This window comes from Streptomyces sp. 3330 (assembly GCF_031456635.1).
Classification (GTDB): Bacteria; Actinomycetota; Actinomycetes; order Streptomycetales; family Streptomycetaceae; genus Streptomyces.
In genome coordinates this window covers 145,446-162,085 of the sequence record NZ_JAVDVA010000014.1, presented here as the reverse complement: position 1 = coordinate 162,085, position 16,640 = coordinate 145,446, and the positions used below count along the sequence as shown (strand labels likewise).

Annotated in this window: 15 protein-coding genes; 8 read left to right on the top strand and 7 right to left on the bottom strand. The window is 73.6% G+C overall.

All coding sequences use genetic code 11. The features are described 5' to 3' along the window. Window positions 1-115 precede the first annotated feature (115 nt). Genes egtA through egtD form a run of 4 tightly spaced genes read left to right on the top strand, consistent with a single transcriptional unit; the run spans window position 116 to window position 4,534 of the window. Entirely contained in the window at window positions 116-1,417 is a 1,302-nt protein-coding gene (gene egtA / locus J2X68_RS23610) for an ergothioneine biosynthesis glutamate--cysteine ligase EgtA (protein WP_310434544.1), read from the top strand. After that, window positions 1,414-2,784, top strand: a complete 1,371-nt coding sequence (gene egtB, locus J2X68_RS23605; protein WP_310434543.1) for an ergothioneine biosynthesis protein EgtB — start codon at window positions 1,414-1,416, stop codon at window positions 2,782-2,784. Before egtA ends, egtB begins: the two co-directional genes overlap by 4 nt. Then, complete coding sequence (egtC, locus tag J2X68_RS23600) at window positions 2,784-3,575, top strand: ergothioneine biosynthesis protein EgtC (RefSeq protein WP_310434542.1); 792 nt, start codon at window positions 2,784-2,786, stop codon at window positions 3,573-3,575. Before egtB ends, egtC begins: the two co-directional genes overlap by 1 nt. Next, window positions 3,572-4,534, top strand: a complete 963-nt coding sequence (gene egtD, locus J2X68_RS23595; RefSeq protein WP_310434541.1) for an L-histidine N(alpha)-methyltransferase — start codon at window positions 3,572-3,574, stop codon at window positions 4,532-4,534. Before egtC ends, egtD begins: the two co-directional genes overlap by 4 nt. Before the next feature lie 40 nt (window positions 4,535-4,574). Here egtD and J2X68_RS23590 read toward each other — a convergent pair whose 3' ends face one another. Further along, window positions 4,575-5,834, bottom strand: a complete 1,260-nt coding sequence (locus J2X68_RS23590) for an extracellular solute-binding protein (RefSeq protein ID WP_310434540.1) — start codon at window positions 5,832-5,834, stop codon at window positions 4,575-4,577. 230 nt (window positions 5,835-6,064) lie between these two features. On the opposite strand from J2X68_RS23590, the gene J2X68_RS23585 reads away from it, so the two are divergent. Next, window positions 6,065-6,280, top strand: a complete 216-nt coding sequence (locus J2X68_RS23585) for a dodecin (RefSeq protein ID WP_310434539.1) — start codon at window positions 6,065-6,067, stop codon at window positions 6,278-6,280. A gap of 64 nt (window positions 6,281-6,344) precedes the next feature. Here J2X68_RS23585 and J2X68_RS23580 read toward each other — a convergent pair whose 3' ends face one another. Then, window positions 6,345-6,836 carry a hypothetical protein gene (locus J2X68_RS23580; protein ID WP_310434538.1) on the bottom strand — a complete coding sequence of 164 codons (492 nt, stop codon included), beginning with the start codon at window positions 6,834-6,836 and terminating at the stop codon, window positions 6,345-6,347. Between the two features lie 129 nt (window positions 6,837-6,965). Between J2X68_RS23580 and rpmF the strand changes: the two genes are divergently transcribed. The 3 genes from rpmF to J2X68_RS23565 all read left to right on the top strand — a co-directional run bounded on the left by rpmF (window position 6,966) and on the right by J2X68_RS23565 (window position 10,710). Next, a complete protein-coding gene (rpmF, locus tag J2X68_RS23575) occupies window positions 6,966-7,136 on the top strand; it encodes a 50S ribosomal protein L32 (RefSeq protein WP_310434537.1) in 171 nt (56 codons plus the stop codon). 81 nt (window positions 7,137-7,217) lie between these two features. Further along, window positions 7,218-8,231, top strand: coding sequence for an LLM class flavin-dependent oxidoreductase (locus J2X68_RS23570; protein ID WP_310434536.1), 1,014 nt, complete (start codon window positions 7,218-7,220; stop codon window positions 8,229-8,231). 112 nt (window positions 8,232-8,343) lie between these two features. Then, window positions 8,344-10,710: an excinuclease ABC subunit UvrA gene (locus J2X68_RS23565; protein WP_310434535.1), complete on the top strand. Its 2,367-nt coding sequence runs from the start codon at window positions 8,344-8,346 to the stop codon at window positions 10,708-10,710. Here the strand turns inward: J2X68_RS23565 and J2X68_RS23560 are convergent. The 5 genes from J2X68_RS23560 to J2X68_RS23540 all read right to left on the bottom strand — a co-directional run bounded on the left by J2X68_RS23560 (window position 10,707) and on the right by J2X68_RS23540 (window position 16,639). Then, entirely contained in the window at window positions 10,707-11,762 is a 1,056-nt protein-coding gene (locus J2X68_RS23560; RefSeq protein ID WP_310434534.1) for an NAD-dependent epimerase/dehydratase family protein, read from the bottom strand. The genes J2X68_RS23565 and J2X68_RS23560 overlap by 4 nt on opposite strands. Continuing rightward, window positions 11,759-12,772 (bottom strand): lysophospholipid acyltransferase family protein, encoded by a 1,014-nt coding sequence (locus J2X68_RS23555; RefSeq protein ID WP_310434533.1) that lies wholly within the window; start codon window positions 12,770-12,772, stop codon window positions 11,759-11,761. Before J2X68_RS23555 ends, J2X68_RS23560 begins: the two co-directional genes overlap by 4 nt. Beyond that, window positions 12,772-13,548, bottom strand: coding sequence for a GNAT family N-acyltransferase (locus J2X68_RS23550; protein ID WP_310434630.1), 777 nt, complete (start codon window positions 13,546-13,548; stop codon window positions 12,772-12,774). Before J2X68_RS23550 ends, J2X68_RS23555 begins: the two co-directional genes overlap by 1 nt. A 386-nt stretch (window positions 13,549-13,934) precedes the next feature. After that, window positions 13,935-14,684 (bottom strand): succinate dehydrogenase/fumarate reductase iron-sulfur subunit, encoded by a 750-nt coding sequence (locus J2X68_RS23545; RefSeq protein ID WP_310434532.1) that lies wholly within the window; start codon window positions 14,682-14,684, stop codon window positions 13,935-13,937. After that, window positions 14,681-16,639 carry a fumarate reductase/succinate dehydrogenase flavoprotein subunit gene (locus J2X68_RS23540; protein WP_310434531.1) on the bottom strand — a complete coding sequence of 653 codons (1,959 nt, stop codon included), beginning with the start codon at window positions 16,637-16,639 and terminating at the stop codon, window positions 14,681-14,683. Before J2X68_RS23540 ends, J2X68_RS23545 begins: the two co-directional genes overlap by 4 nt. Window position 16,640: the final 1 nt, after the last annotated feature.

Below are 16,640 nucleotides of genomic sequence, written 5' to 3'. Positions count from 1 at the left end.
CGGTTGTGTACCCTTGTGCGGATTCGTTCGAGGGTTTTGGGTGGGACGAGCGATGCCTGTCCGGCCGCACCGAGGCCGGACCGGTGGCATGGTGGAATCTCAGGAGGATCCCGACATGTCCGACTCAGTCAGCGACTGTACCGACGAGACCCCGACCCGCAGCGCCCTCACCGAAGCCGAGGTGGAGGCCCTGGTCAGGGGCATCTGTTTCAAGACCGGGCCACCCCGTACCGTCGGGGTCGAAGTGGAATGGCTCGTCCACGATCTGCGCGAGCCGCGGCTCCCCGTCCCACCCGAACGACTCGAAGCGGCGTACGCCGCACTGCGCACCCTGCCGCTGAGCTCACCGCTCACCGTCGAACCCGGCGGCCAGCTGGAACTGAGCTCGCCGCCCGCCGCCTCCCTGATGGAGTGCGTGGGCACCGTCTCCGCCGATCTGACCGCCGTCCGCGCGGTCCTGGCCGAGCAGGGTCTCGCACTCTCCGGCAACGGCACGGACCCCTGGCGCCCACCCCGCCGGTTCCTCCACGAGCCCCGTTACGACGCCATGGAGGCCTGCCTCGACCGCACCGGCCCGGCGGGCCGCGCCATGATGTGCACCTCGGCCTCCGTCCAGGTCTGCCTGGACGCCGGGTACGAGGAGCCCGGCCCCCTGGGGCACGGGCGGCGCTGGTGGCTGTCGCACACGCTGGGCGCGGTCCTGGTGGCGGCCTTCGCCAACTCCCCGCTGCTCGGCGGCCGGCCCACCGGCTGGCGTTCCACCCGGCAGCTGCTGTGGACGGAGATAGGCGCCGGCCGCGCGGGCGGGCCCGCCCTGGACGGCGACCCGCGCACGGCCTGGGCCCGGCACGTGCTGGACGCGCCGGTGATGTGCGTCCGGCGCGACAGCGGGCCGTGGGAGGTGCCCGACCGGCTCACCTTCCGGCAGTGGACCCGGACCGGAGAACCGACCCGGGAGGATCTCGGCTACCACCTCACCACGCTGTTCCCACCGGTCAGGCCACGCGGCCACCTGGAGCTGCGCATGATCGACGCGCAGCCGGGCGACGACGGCTGGATCGTGCCGCTCGCCGTGACCACGGCGCTGTTCGACGACCCGGAGGCCGCCGAGCACGTCTACCGCGCGGTGAAGCCGCTGGCCGAGCGGGCCCAGCCGCTGCCGGCCCCGCACAACCCGCTGTGGATCGACGCGGCCCGCGACGGCATGACCGACCCGGAACTGCACGAGGTCGCCGTCGCCTGCTTCGGCACGGCGCTGGCGGCCCTGCCCCGCCTCGGCGCCACCGAGGCGGTGACGGACGCCGTGTCGGACTACCTGGAGCGCTACGTCCTGCGGGGCCGGACCCCGGCCGACGACCTGCTCGACCGCCTGCGCGGCACGGACACCCGCGCGTACGGGAAGGATCTGCGCACATGACCGACCCCGCCCTGGACACCGGGCAGGCGCTCGCCGACGGCCCCGGCCCGGACGACGGCCCCGTCCCGGACGCGGACACCCTGCGTGCCCGGGTGCTCGCCTCCCTCACCACGGCCCGCGAGCGCACCACCCTGCTGACCACGTGCGTCGAGGAGCCCGACCTCACCGCCCAGCACTCCCCGTTGATGTCACCGCTGGTGTGGGACCTCGCGCACATCGGCAACCAGGAGGAGCTCTGGCTGCTGCGCACGGTGGCCGGCCGTGAGGCCATGCGCCCCGAGATCGACGGCCTGTACGACGCCTTCGAGCACTCGCGCGCCGAACGGCCCTCCCTGCCGCTGCTGCCGCCGGACGAGGCCCGCCGGTACGCGGCGGAGGTGCGCGGCCGGGTGACGGACGTGCTGGAGTCCGCCGACTTCGGCGGCACCCGGCTGACGGAGGCCGGCTTCGCCTTCGGGATGATCGCGCAGCACGAACAGCAGCACGACGAGACGATGCTGATCACCCACCAGCTCCGCACCGGCCCGCAGGCCCTGACCGCCCCCGACCCGGACCCGGTGCCGCTGTTCACCGGCCCGGCCGAGGTCCTGGTGCCCGGCGGCCCGTTCACCATGGGCACCTCGGGAGAGCCCTGGGCGCTGGACAACGAACGGCCGGCGCACCGGCGCGAGGTGGCCCCCTTCCACATCGACACCACCCCGGTGACGAACGGCGCCTACGCGGCGTTCATCGAGGACGGCGGCTACGACGACGAGCGCTGGTGGACGAAGGAGGGCTGGTCGCACGTCCGCCGCAGCGGCATCCGTGCCCCGCTGTTCTGGCACCGGGACGGCGGGCAGTGGCTGCGTCGCCGCTTCGGGGTCACCGAGGTCGTCCCGCCCGACGAGCCGGTGCTGCACGTGTGCTGGTACGAGGCCGACGCCTACGCGCGCTGGGCCGGACGGCGGCTGCCCACCGAGGCGGAGTGGGAGAAGGCGGCCCGGTTCGACCCGGCCACCGGTGGCTCGATGCGCTATCCGTGGGGCGACGCCGACCCCGCCCCCGAGCACGCCAACCTGGGCCAGCGCCATCTGCGGCCGGCCCCGGCGGGCAGCTATCCGGCCGGCGCCTCCCCGCTCGGGGTGCGGCAGTTGATCGGCGACGTGTGGGAGTGGACGTCGAGCGACTTCCTTCCCTACCCCGGATTCCGCATGTTCCCGTACAAGGAGTACTCGGAGGTGTTCTTCGGCCCCGAGTACAAGGTGCTGCGCGGCGGGTCGTTCGCGGTGGACCCGGTGGCCTGCCGGGGCACGTTCCGCAACTGGGACTACCCGATCCGGCGGCAGATCTTCTCCGGGTTCCGCACGGCCCGTTCGGGGTCCGTCTGATGTGCCGTCACCTCGCGTATCTGGGGTCAGGGGAACCGCTCGGGCGGCTTCTGGTGGAGCCCCCGCACAGCCTGCACCGGCAGTCGTGGGCGCCTCGGCGGCAGCGGTACGGGACGGTCAACGCCGATGGTTTCGGGGTCGGCTGGTACGCCGAAGGGGACCCGGTGCCGGCCCGTTACCGCCGGGCCGGGCCGATCTGGGCGGACCTGTCCTTCGCCGACCTGGCCCGGGTCGTCCGCAGCCGGGCGCTGCTGGCCGCCGTCCGGGACGCGACGCTGGCCGGCGCCGACGCGGAGGCCGCGGCGGCGCCGTACGCGGCCGGGACCTGGCTGTTCAGCCACAACGGGGCGGTCGCGGGCTGGCCGGACTCGCTGGGGTCGCTGACCGGTTCGCTGCCCGCCGCGGACCTGCTGTCGATGGAGGCGCGCAACGACTCCGCGTTCGTCTGGGCGCTGGTCCTCGCCCGGCTGCGCGCCGGTGACACGGGGAGCCAGGCACTGGCGGACACGGTGCTCGAGGTCGCCGCGGCGGCTCCCGGCTCCCGGCTCAACCTGCTCCTCACCGACGGGGAGTCCATCACCGCCACGGCCTGGGGCGACACCCTCTGGTATCTGGCGGAGCCCGGCCGGGGCACGGTCGTGGCCTCCGAACCCTACGACGACGATCCGCGCTGGCAGGAGGTCCCCGACCGCACCCTGCTCGCGGCGAGCCGCGCCGACGTCCTGCTCACCCCCCTGAAGGAACCGAGCACCGACACGGCATCCGCACCACCCAAGGAGATCGGCACGTGAGCCCGTTCCGCATCACCCGCACCCTCCCCGAGGACGCCACCGGCGCCGCCCTGCGCGCCGACGTCCGGCACGGCCTGACCGAGACCCCGAAGACGCTGCCGCCGAAGTGGTTCTACGACGCGCACGGCAGTGAACTGTTCGAGCAGATCACCGAGCTGCCCGAGTACTACCCGACGCGCGCCGAGCGCGAGATCCTCGTGGACCGGGCGGGCGAGATCGCCGCGGCGGCCCGGGCCCGCACGCTCGTCGAGCTCGGCTCGGGCTCCTCGGAGAAGACCCGCCATCTCATCGACGCGCTGACCGAACTGGACACGTACGTGCCCGTCGACGTCAGCGAGAGCGCCCTCACCCAGGCCGGACAGGCCCTGATCGCCGAGCGGCCGGGGCTGGACGTGCACGCCCTGATCGCCGACTTCACGGCAGGACTGGCCTTGCCCGACACCCCGGGGCCGCGCCTCGTGGCCTTCCTCGGCGGCACGATCGGCAACCTGCTGCCCGCCGAGCGCGCCCGGTTCCTCACCTCGGTGCGCGCGCTGCTCGCGCCGGGCGACGCGCTGCTGCTGGGCACCGACCTCGTCAAGGACGAGGGGGTGCTGGTGCGGGCGTACGACGACGCGGCCGGCGTGACGGCCGCGTTCAACAAGAACGTGCTGGCCGTGGTCAACCGTGAACTGGGCGCCGACTTCGACCCCGCGTCGTTCGCGCATGTCGCCCTCTGGAACGCGGACGACGAGTGGATCGAGATGCGGCTGCGCGCGCGTACGGCGCAGACCGTGAAGGTTCCCGCGCTCGACCTCGCCGTCGACTTCGCGGCCGGCGAGGAACTGCGCACCGAGGTGTCGGCGAAGTTCCGGGAGGAGGGAGTGCGCGCGGAACTGGCCGCCGCTGGACTGGAGTTGAGCCAATGGTGGACGGACGGCGCGGGCCGCTTCGCGCTGTCGCTGAGCACCGCACGCTGAGCACCGCCCACCGGAGCGCCGGGCCGGCCGGCCGAGGCCGTCAGAAGGACACCGTCAGCGCCTCCGTGATCCGGCGGGCGGCGCGCCGGGCCTCGGTCGCCGGGTCGGCGCCGGTGAGCACCTTCGTCATGTAGTCCTTGATCGGGTTGTCCGCCTCGACGGCGGCCCACTCGGGTGTGCTGGGGGTCGCGCGGCCCTGCGCGGCCCCCGCCGCCATCGCCTCGACCCCCTCCTCGCCCGCGACGGACTTCGCCAGCTTCGCCTTGTTGGGGACGTAGTTCATGGTGCGGGCCAGGTCGGTGTCCCACTTCGCGCCGGTCAGCGCGGCGACCACCGCGACGGCGCCGTCGCGCACGTCGGTGTTGCGCGGGACGACCAGGTCGGAGCCGCCGGTGAAGACCGCGCCGGGCCTGCCCGCGCTCTTGCCCGGCACCGGGAAGAAGCCCAACTCGCCCTCCAGCGCCGGATTCTGCTGCACCACCGCACGGGCCAGGCCGGGCACGGCCACGATCTGCGCCACCTTGCCCCCGGCGAACACCCCGGCCTGGGGCGGGTGTTCCTCGTCCGCCGCCACCGGGCCGGCGCCGAGGGCCTGCAGCCGCCGGTAGAAGTCCATGCCGCGCAGGGCGGCCGGGGTGTCGAGCGCGCCCTCCCAGCGGCCGCCGTCCTCGGTGGCGAGGTCGCCGCCCTCGTCCCAGATGAACCCGGCGAGCGTGTACCAGTCCTGACCGGCCAGGTAGATGCCCTGGTTGCCGTCCGAGTTCAGCTTCTCGGTGGCGGCGAGCCATGCGGCGCGGGTGGCGGGCGGAGCGGTGATGCCGGCCTGCTCGAAGAGGTCCTTGCGGTAGATCACGACCCGGTTCGCGGCGTACCAGGGGATGCCGTACTGGTGGTACCGCTGCTTCCCGGGTTCGGCGAGGCCCGGCAGCCAGTCGTCCCCGCCCCATTTCACGGTGGACTCCAGGGTCAGGTCGAGCAGTCCGCGGCCGTCGACGTACTGCGGGACCTGGGTGTTGCCGACCTCGACGACGTCCGGCCCCGTCCCGTCCTCGTCCTCCAGCGCGGCCTTCACCTTGTCGCCGATCCCGGTCCACTCCTGGATACGGATGTCGAGGTCGAGATCCGGGTGATCGTCTTCGAAGTCCTCGGTGAACCGGTCGAGGAACTCCTGCGACGCGCTGTCCTTCATCAGCCAGACCGTGACCGTGCGGCGGTCGGGTCCCCCGGTCCCCGGCAGCACGCCACAGGCGGTCAGGAGGCAGGCGGACACGCAGAGAAGGGCGAGAAGGCGACGACTCACGGGGGTCCTGTTCTGCCCGGCGGACAGGGCGAGAGGCCCGACGTGGGGGACGAGCGCGGCGCTCGCACGGGTGTCCAGGATTTTGGTATGGACCAATGCGGAGGGTCAAGGGGGGCCCGGCGGAAGGGGCCCGTCCGCTCCGACGCCTCGCGCTCCGCCGCAGCTTGGGGCACGGTGGAGTGACGCGTGACACACGTGACGAGGCCGTCACGGTCGAGAGGAGCACCCCGATGTCGAAGCACACCTACCGGGTCACGGAGATCGTCGGCACCTCGCCGGACGGCGTCGACGACGCCATCCGCAACGGCATCTCCCGCGCCTCGCAGACTCTGCGCAACCTGGACTGGTTCGAGGTGACACAGGTGCGCGGCCAGATCGAGAACGGCGACATCGCGCACTGGCAGGTGGGTCTGAAGGTCGGCTTCCGCCTGGACGAGTCGGCCTGACGGCCCGGCACCCGCACGCAGGGCCGCACCCTCCCGCACGGCGCCGCCCGGCCGAGGCCGCCCCTCAGGTGCGCCCCTCGCGCTCCTGCGCCTGCTCCAGCGTGCCGGAGGGCGCCGTCCAGCGCGCCAGGACGGCGGTGAAACCGGCCCGCCGGGCGTCGTCGCACACCAGTTCGTCGTCGTCCACCAGGACGCGCACCTCGCGGTCGCGGGCCAGTCGGCGCAGCACCTCCAGCTTGGTGCGCCGGGCGGGTCTGCGGTCGTCGTTGCGCCGCATGTGGACGCGGCCCTCCGGCAGCCCCTGCGCGGCGAGCCACTCCAGCGTGTCGCGCCGGCAGCGCTCGGGCCGGCCGGTGAGGTAGACGACCTCGCACTCCTCGGCGCGGGCCAGCACCATCGCGATGCCCTCGGGGATCGGCGGGTCCTGCGGGGCGGCCGCGAAGAACGCGTCCCAGTCGCGCGGACCGCGCTCCAGGAACCGCTGCCGGTGGGCGGTGTCGGCGAGGGTGTTGTCCAGGTCGAAGACGGCGACTGGCCGCTTGCTGCTGTCGGTCACACCGCCCACCCTATGCAGCCGGGCCCGGCCGGTCGCCCCGGGCCGCCCCCCGGCGGGCGCCAATTGCACATGGGATCCATTTTCATATAGCTTCCTCGCAGCTCACCCGAGCCCATCGAGGAGGTTTTCATGGCCGTCCCCAAGCGGAAGACGTCCCGCAGCAACACCCGGCACCGCCGCGCCCGGTGGAAGGCGAGCGCTCCGCAGCTCGTGCCGGTCACGGTCGACGGCGTCCGCCGTCTCGTGCCCCGGCGCCTGGTCCCGGCGTACGAGCGCGGCCTGCTGCGGCCCGGGGACTGAACCGCCCGGCCCGCCGGGTCGTCCCGCGCACGCCCGGGGCGGTACGGGGAATCCAGCGGGCCCCGCGGTGTTGAACCCCTTATGAGCTCCGTGATCGCCTCGACCCGCTTCTCCGTCCTCGACCGCTCGCGCACCCGCGAGGGCCACACCGCCGCCGAGGCGCTCCGGGACACCGTGCGGCTGGCGCGGGAGGCGGAGGCGCTGGGGTACCACCGGTTCTGGGTCTCGGAGCATCACGGCGTGCCCGGCGTCGCCGGATCGGCGCCCACCGTGCTGGCCGCGGCCGTGGCCGGCGCGACGGACCGGATCCGGGTCGGCACCGGCGGGGTGATGCTGCCCAACCACCGGCCCCTGGTCGTGGCCGAGCAGTTCGGCGTCCTGGAGTCCCTCTTCCCGGGGCGCGTCGACATGGGCCTGGGGCGCTCGGTGGGCTTCACCGACGGGGTGCGCAGGGCGCTGGGCCGGGACAAGGACGACGCGGACGACTTCGCGGGGCAGCTCGGGGAACTGCTCGGCTGGTTCCTCGGCGGCTCGCCCGCGGGGGTGCACGCCCGGCCCTCGGAAGGGCTGACCGTGCCGCCGTTCGTGCTGGCCATGGGCGAGGGCGCGGAGATCGCCGCCCGCGCGGGACTGCCGATGGTCATCGGCGACCTCCGCGACCGCGAGCGGATGCGGCGCGGGGTGGACCGCTACCGGGCGCACTTCCGGCCCTCCCGCTGGGCGTCGGAGCCCTACGTGGTCATCTCCGGGACGATCGCCGTGGCCGCGACGCCGCAGGAGGCACGACGGCTCCTGGTCCCCGAGGCCTGGTCGATGGCGTACTCGCGCACCCACGGCACCTTCCCGCCGCTGCCGCCGGCCGAAGAGGCCGAGCTGCGCGCGATGACCGCGAAGGAGCGCGGCTTCTACGAGTCCGGGCTCGCCGGCCACCTCGCGGGCACCGAGGACCAGGTGGCGGACGAGCTGGAGACGGTGCTGAAGGAGACGGGGGCGCAGGAGGTCCTGGTCACCACCAGCACCTACGACCGTGCCGCCCTGCTGGACTCCTACCGGCGGCTCGCCGGGATCGTGCGGGCGCGGCGCGGCGGCGCCTGACCGCCGTCCCCGGGCCACCCACCGGGCGCCGCCGGACGCGCCCGCATAGGATTGCGGGGTTTGTCCCGCACCGCGCCGGCCGCACGGCCGGAGACCCGTACGGAGTCCCCCCATGCCGAGCCCGTCCGCGCCGCACGACGGCGAGCCGTCCCCGAAGGACGGGTACATCCGGGTCCGGGGCGCCCGCGAGCACAACCTCCGGGGCGTGGACGTCGACGTCCCGCGCGACGTGGTGGCCGTGTTCACCGGGGTGTCCGGCTCCGGCAAGTCGTCGCTGGCGTTCGGGACGATCTACGCGGAGGCCCAGCGCCGCTACTTCGAGTCGGTCGCGCCGTACGCCCGCCGGCTCATCCACCAGGTCGGTGCGCCGAAGGTGGGTGAGATCACCGGGCTGCCCCCGGCGGTCTCGCTCCAGCAGCGCCGCTCGGCGCCCACCTCGCGCTCGTCGGTGGGCACGGTCACGAACCTGTCGAACTCGCTGCGGATGCTCTTCTCCCGGGCGGGCGACTATCCGCCCGGTGCGGAGCGCCTGGACTCGGACGCCTTCTCCCCCAACACCGCGGCCGGCGCCTGCCCGGAGTGCCACGGCCTCGGCGAGGTCCACCGCGCCACCGAGGAGTCCCTCGTCCCGGACCCGTCGCTGTCCGTCCGGGAGGGCGCGATCGCCGCCTGGCCGGGCGCCTGGCAGGGCAAGAACCTGCGGGACATCCTCGACGCGCTCGGCCACGACGTCGACGTCCCGTGGCGCGAACTGCCCGCCGGGGAGCGGGAGTGGATCCTGTTCACGGACGAGCAGCCGGTGGTGACGGTCCACCCGGTGCGGGACGCGGACCGCATCCAACGCCCCTACCAGGGCACGTACATGAGCGCCCACCGCTATGTGATGAAGACCTTCGCGGATTCCAGGAGCCAGACCCTGCGGGCCAGGGCGGAGCGTTTCCTGACGGCCGCACCCTGCCCGGCGTGCGGGGGCGGCCGGCTGCGGCCGGAGTCCCTCGCCGTGACCTTCGCGGGCCGGACGATCGCGGAGCTGGCCGCGCTGCCGCTGGCGGAACTGGCCCAGCTCCTCGAAGGGACCTCCGAGACGGCGCGGGTCCTCACCGACGACCTCAGGACCCGTATCGCGCCCGTCCTCGAACTCGGGCTCGGCTATCTCGGCCTGGACCGCGCGACCCCCACCCTGTCGGCGGGCGAGCTCCAGCGGCTGCGGATCGCGACCCAGCTGCGCTCCGGGCTGTTCGGCGTCGTCTACGTGCTCGACGAGCCGTCGGCGGGGCTGCACCCGGCGGACACCGAGGCCCTGCTCACGGTGCTGGAGCGGCTGAAGGCCGCGGGCAACTCGGTGTTCGTGGTGGAACACCGGCTGGACGTGATGCGCGCCGCCGACTGGCTGGTGGACGTGGGGCCGCGGGCGGGCGAGCACGGCGGGCGGGTGCTGCACAGCGGCCCGGTGGCGGACCTGGCCCCGGTCGCGGAGTCGGCGACGGCACGATTCCTGTTCGACCGCTCTCCCGCGCCCGTCCGTCCCGTCCGTTCTCCCCGGGGGCGGCTGGCGGTCGGCCCGGTGACCCGGCACAACCTGCGCGGGGTGACCGCGGAGTTCGGGCTCGGCGTGTTCACGGCGGTGACCGGCGTCTCGGGCTCGGGCAAATCGACGCTCGTCGGGGAGATCACGGAGGACCTGCCCGGCGTGGGCCGGCTGGTCGCCGTCGACCAGAAGCCGATCGGCCGTACCCCGCGGTCGAACCTGGCGACCTACACGGGCCTGTTCGACGTGGTCCGCAAGGTCTTCGCGGCGACGGACGCGGCACGTGCCAGGAAGTACGGCGTGGGCCGGTTCTCCTTCAACGTGCCGGGAGGACGCTGCGAGACCTGCCAGGGCGAGGGCTTCGTGAGCGTCGAACTGCTCTTCCTGCCCAGCACCTACGCACCCTGCCCGGACTGCGGCGGGGCCCGCTACAACCCCGGCACACTCGAGGTGACCTACCGGGAGCGGAACATCGCCCAGGTGCTGGACCTGACGGTGGAGTCGGCGGCGGACTTCTTCGCCGACGTGCCGGCCGTCTCCCGCAGCCTCGCCACCCTGCTCGACGTCGGCCTCGGCTATCTGCGTCTCGGCCAGCCCGCGACCGAGCTGTCCGGCGGCGAGGCCCAGCGCATCAAGCTGGCGGCCGAGTTGCAGCGGGGCCGCCGCGGCCACACGCTCTACCTCCTGGACGAACCGACGGCCGGCCTCCACCCGGCCGACGTCGAGGTCCTCATGCGGCAGCTGCACGGCCTGGTCGACGCCGGGCACACGGTGATCGTCGTCGAGCACGACATGGCCGTGGTGGCGGGCGCCGACCGGGTGATCGACCTCGGGCCCGGCGGCGGCGACGCGGGCGGACGGATCGTGGTCACGGGGACGCCGCGGGAGGTGGCGGACGCCGAGGAGAGCGCGACGGCGCCGTATCTGCGCCGGGTGCTGGGCACGCCCTAGCCGCGCTGCTCCCGCCAGGCCCGGTGGTGGTCCACCAGGGTCTCCTCGATCGGGCGGTAGGTGATGCCCAGTTCCTCGGTGCTTCTGCGGTTGTCGACGCGGAAGCGGATGCCGAGGTGGCTCCGGATGTATGCCTGGGAGAGGCCGAAGGCGGGTCCGAGGATCCGCACCGGCCAGTGCGGGAGGGCGGTCCGGGGCAGGCGCCGGTTGCCGGGGTCGTGCTTCAGCAGGAGTTTCGCCATCTGGTGGAAGGACGTCATCTCCTGCGCCGCGACGATGTAACGGCCGTGCGCCTCGGGGTGTTCGGCGGCCGCGATGTGGGCCGCCGCGACATCGCGCACGTCGGCCGTGGTGAAGCTGAAGTCCGGGGCGCCGTAGAAGAAGCAGCCCTTGAAGAGCTCGTCCAGGAGGAAGAGGCTGCCCGAGTCCGAGCCGGGGGTGAGAGAGGGGCCCAGGATCAGGCCGGGGTTGACGGAGACCATGCGCCAGCGGCTCTGGGCGGCCGCCGCCTCCCACGCGGCCCGCTCGGCCGCCGTCTTGGCGTAGTGGTACGGGTTGTTCTCCACGGTGCTGGTGGTGTTGAAGTACTTCTCCGACAGGGTCCGGTCGTCCATCTCCCGTACGTCGGCGTAGTCGCCGAAGATCGCGCCCACCGTGGACGTGAGGACCAGGCGCTCGACGGTCTCGGTGCGTTCGACGGAGGCCACGACGTTGCGCGTGCCCGTCAGGGCCGGTTCCACCACGTCCCGCCGGCCGTCCTTGATCTTCTCCGGCATCAGGAAGGGCGAGGCCACGTGGAAGACCACCGTGCAGCCCCGCATCGCCTCGTCGAAGGAGCCCTCCGTCAGCAGGTCCGCCTCGAAGAGGTGGAGGCGGCCGGGACGGGCGTCCCCCAGGGCGCGCAGCGGCCGTCGCTTGGTCTCGTCCGCCGTGGCGCGCACGGTGGTGTGCACGCGGTAACCGCGCTCCAGGAGCTGCCCGACGAGATGGGCGGCCACGAAGCCGCTGCCTCCCGTCACGAGCACCGTCCGGCCGGCCGGGCTTCCGCTCACGCGCGCTCCCTTCGGGGATCGGGATGCGTCATGATCCCATCAAGGTGGGTTGACGGCACCCGACTTCGCGGCAATGCCTCCGGCGTCTCCCCGGCTCTGCGGAGCGTCTCGCCGGGACCGCGGACACCGCCATGCGACGGGCCCGGTTCGCGCGGGTCGGGGCGCCGGCACGCCGGGACGGGCAGGGTGCCGGCCCGACCGGGCCGGGGCATGACCCGCCGCTCGGGCGTGCCGTGCAGCACCAGGGCGCCGGCGGCCGCGGCCAGCGCCCTGCGGTCGGGGTGGCCGTCCGGCGCGAGGGCGGGCAGGACCTCGACCTCCGCCACCAGGCCCCGCGCCGACACCACCCGCCACAGCGAGGCGAGCAGCGGGTCGTCGCCGACGAACGCGGCCACGGTGCTGGGCGCTCCCGCGCGGTCCCGGTAGCGGATGCGGACGGGCTGCACCGGCGCCCGGGCGTCCAGGGCCGCCTGGAACACCGCCCGCCGGAAGTGGCCCTGGGCGCGGCCGCACCAGGTGCTGCCCTCCGGGAACACCGCGACCGCCCGCCCGGCGCGCAGGGCGTCCGCGATCGCGGCGACCGTCCCGGGCAGGGCGCGCAGCCGGTCCCGGTCGATGAACAGGACACCGCCGCGCGCGACCAGTGTGCCCGCCACCGGCCACCTGCGGATCTCGTCCTTGGCGAGCATCCGGGCCGGTCGGACGGCGGCCAGCAGCGGGATGTCCAGCCAGGAGATGTGGTTCGCGACCAGCAGCAGTCCGCCGTCGGCGGGCGGGGTCGCGCCGGTCGCCCGGACCCGTACCCCCGCCGCCCGCACCACGGTCCGGCTCCAGCACCGCACCACGCGGGACGGGAACCACCCGCCGACCGGCGCCAGCGCCACCCCGGCCAGGACCAGCACGGCCACGGCGGCGAGCCGCAGCACGGCCCGCGGTACGGCCGTCAGGGTCGCCGTCGCCTGCACGCACGCCCGCGGGGTGCAGGGCGCGCCGGGCAGCCAGGCGCTCATCAGGCCGGGACGAGGGAGAGGAAGTGCCGCAGGTAGCGCGCGTCGACCCGGCTCATCGGCAGCAGCACGTACAGGTCGGCGACGCCGAAGTCGGGGTCGTGGGCGGGTTCCCCGCACACCCAGGCGCCGAGCCGGAGATAGCCGCGCAGCAGGGCGGGGAGCTCGGTGCGGGCGGCCGGACCGCCACCGTTCGGGGTCCAGGGCCGCAGCGGCCGTACCCGGTACTCCGGCGGGGCGAGGTGCTTGGCGCGCACCCGGTCCCAGGTCGCGGTCGCCAGGGCGCCGCCGTCGGCCAGCGGGACCGAGCAGCAGCCCGCCAGCCACTCGTGGCCGCGGTCCACCATGTAGCGGGCTATGCCGGCCCAGATGAGCCCGATGACGGCGCCGTCGCGGTGGTCGGGGTGCACGCAGGAGCGGCCGACCTCGACCAGGCCGGGCCGGATCGCGTCGAGCGTGCGGAGGTCGAACTCGCCCTCGGAGTAGAGCCGTCCGGCGACCGCGGCCCGCTCGGGCGGCAGCAGCCGGTAGGTGCCGACCACTTCGCCGGTGGCGTCGTCGCGGATCAGCAGGTGATCGCAGTACGCGTCGAAGGCGTCCGTGTCCAGGCCCGGTTCCGGGCCGTCGAGCCGGGCGCCCAGCTCTCCGGCGAACACCTGGTGGCGCAGCCGCTGCGCGGCCCGGACGTCCTCCTGGTCACGGGCGAGCGAGACGACGTAGCCGGAGCCACCGGGCGGGGCGGCGGCAGCGGCAGCGGCAGCGGGGGATGCGACGGGCATGGCGGTCATGGAGGTCTCCTGCGCGGGGCGGAAGAAGCACGGGGACGGTGCACGGGGAATCCGCACCTGCTTTCTTCCGCGCCCGGCTGGCCTCGGCGTGACCGGAAAGGGGCCCGTGGATGTGCGGCTGCTGAATGCCGGACGCCCGGCCCCGGGCGGGGCCGGACGCGAGACGGGGCCGGGGATGAGCACCACTCCCGGCCCCGCCCGTCCGCACCCTGTCGGCGAACGTCTCTGGTCGAAGCGGGCGCCGGCCCGGCCGCCCGGGGGGGGCGGGCACGCGAACCCGCGAGGCCGGCCCGGACGGTCCCACGGCCCGGGTCGACGACCGCTTCACGGCACTGCGCACTACGGCACTGCGGCCCTCCTCACCACGGCCTGCGGCCTTACCGCTTCGTGACCTTCCGCGTGGCCCGCAGCCACTCCTTGTTCATGCCGGTGATGGACACCAGCGGGATGCCCTTCGGGCAGGCGGTAGCGCACTCGCCCGCCAGCGTGCACCCGCCGAACCCCTCCGCGTCCATCTGCGCCACCATGTCCAGCACCCGGGTCTCCCGCTCGGGCGCGCCCTGGGGCAGCACGTTGAGGTGGTTGACCTTGGCCGAGGTGAACAGCATCGCCGCGCCGTTCGGGCAGGCGGCCACGCACGCCCCGCAGCCGATGCACTCGGCGTGCTCGAAGGCGAAGTCGGCGTCCGGCTTGGGCACGGGCGTCGCGTGGGCCTCGGGGGCGGCGCCGGTCGGGGCGGTGACGTACCCGCCGGCCTGGATGATCCGGTCGAAGGCGCTGCGGTCGACGACCAGGTCCTTGACGACCGGGAAGGCGGCGGCCCGCCACGGCTCGACGTCGATCGTGTCGCCGTCCCGGAAGGACCGCATGTGCAGCTGGCAGGTCGTGGTCCGCTCCGGCCCGTGCGCGTCGCCGTTGATGACGAGCGAGCACGCGCCGCAGATCCCCTCACGGCAGTCGTGGTCGAAGGCGACCGGGTCGTCGCCGCGCAGGATGAGCTCTTCGTTGAGGGTGTCGAGCATCTCCAGGAACGACATGTCGGGCGAGATGCCGTCCACCTCGTACGTGGACATGGCGCCGTCGGCGTCGGCGTTCTTCTGCCGCCAGACGCGCAGGTTGAGCCTCATGCGTAGCTCCGCTGGGTGGGGTGGACGTACTCGAAGACCAGGTCTTCCCGGTGCAGGGCCGGGGCCGCGCCCGTCCCGGTGAACTCCCAGGCGGCCGCGTAGGCGAAGGCGTCGTCGCGCCGGGCCGCCTCCCCGTCCGGGGTCTGCGACTCCTCACGGAAGTGGCCGCCGCAGGACTCGGCGCGGTGCAGCGCGTCGAGGCACATCAGCTCGGCGAGCTCGAGGTAGTCGACGACCCGGTTGGCCTTCTCCAGGGACTGGTTGAACTCCTCGCCGGTGCCGGGCACCTTGATGCGCCGCCAGAACTCCTCGCGGATCTGCGGGATGCGCTCGAGGGCCTTGCGCAGGCCGGCGTCGGTGCGGGCCATGCCGCAGAACTCCCACATGAGTTCACCGACCTCGCGGTGGAAGGAGTCCGGCGTGCGGTCCCCGTCGACCGAGAGCAGCAGGTCGAGACGGTCCTGGGTCTCCGCCACCACCTCCTGGACGACGGGGTGTTCGAGGGTCACCTCGTCCTGGTGCGGGTTGCGGGCGAGGTAGTCGTTGATGGTGGCCGGCAGCACGAAGTAGCCGTCGGCCAGCCCCTGCATCAGCGCGGAGGCGCCGAGGCGGTTCGCGCCGTGGTCGGAGAAGTTGGCCTCGCCGATCGCGAACAGGCCGGGCACGGTGGTCTGGAGGTCGTAGTCGACCCACAACCCGCCCATCGTGTAGTGCACCGCCGGGTAGATCCGCATCGGGACCTCGTACGGGTCCTCGTCGGTGATCCGCTGGTACATGTCGAAGAGGTTGCCGTACTTGGCCTCGACGGCCTCGCGGCCCATGCGCGCGATGGCGTCGGCGAAGTCCAGGTAGACGCCCTGTCCGCCGGGTCCGACGCCCCTGCCCTCGTCGCAGACGTTCTTCGCGGCCCGGGAGGCGATGTCCCGCGGGACCAGGTTGCCGAAGGAGGGGTAGATGCGCTCCAGGTAGTAGTCGCGCTCGTCCTCGGGGATCCGGTTCGGCGGACGGTCGTCGCCCTTGGCCTTCGGCACCCAGATCCGGCCGTCGTTGCGCAGCGACTCGCTCATCAGCGTCAGCTTCGACTGGTGGTCGCCGGTGCGCGGGATGCAGGTGGGGTGGATCTGTGTGAAACAGGGGTTCGCGAAGTACGCGCCCCGCCGGTGCGCCCGCCAGATCGCGGTGGCGTTGGAGTTCATGGCGTTGGTCGACAGGTAGAAGACGTTTCCGTAGCCGCCGCTCGCCAGGACGACGGCGTCCGCGAAGTAGGTGTCGATCTTCCCGGTGATCAGGTCCCGGGCCACGATCCCGCGCGCCCGGCCGTCCACGACGATCAGGTCGAGCATCTCGGTGCGCGGGTGCATCTCGATGTTGCCCGCCGCGATCTGCCGGGACAGCGCCTGGTACGCGCCCAGCAGGAGCTGCTGGCCCGTCTGGCCGCGCGCGTAGAAGGTCCGCGAGACCTGCACGCCGCCGAACGAACGGGTGTCGAGCAGGCCGCCGTACTCCCGCGCGAAGGGCACGCCCTGGGCCACGCACTGGTCGATGATCTCGACCGAGATCTGCGCGAGCCGGTGCACGTTGGACTCCCGGGCCCGGAAGTCGCCGCCCTTGACGGTGTCGTAGAACAGGCGGTGGACGGAGTCGCCGTCGTTTCGGTAGTTCTTCGCCGCGTTGATGCCGCCCTGCGCGGCGATGGAGTGGGCGCGGCGCGGGGAGTCCTGGTAGCAGAACTGGACGACGTGGTAGCCCTGTTCGGCGAGGGTGGCGCCGGCCGAGCCGCCCGCGAGGCCGGTGCCCACGACGATGACCGTGTGCTTGCGCCGGTTGGCCGGGTTGACCAGTTTGGCCTCGAAGCGGCGCTTGTCCCAGCGCTCGGCGACGGGGCCGGAAGGGGCCTTGGTGTCGACGACCGGCTCACCGGTCTGGTAGTCCGCGTAGGCGGAGAAGGCAGTCATG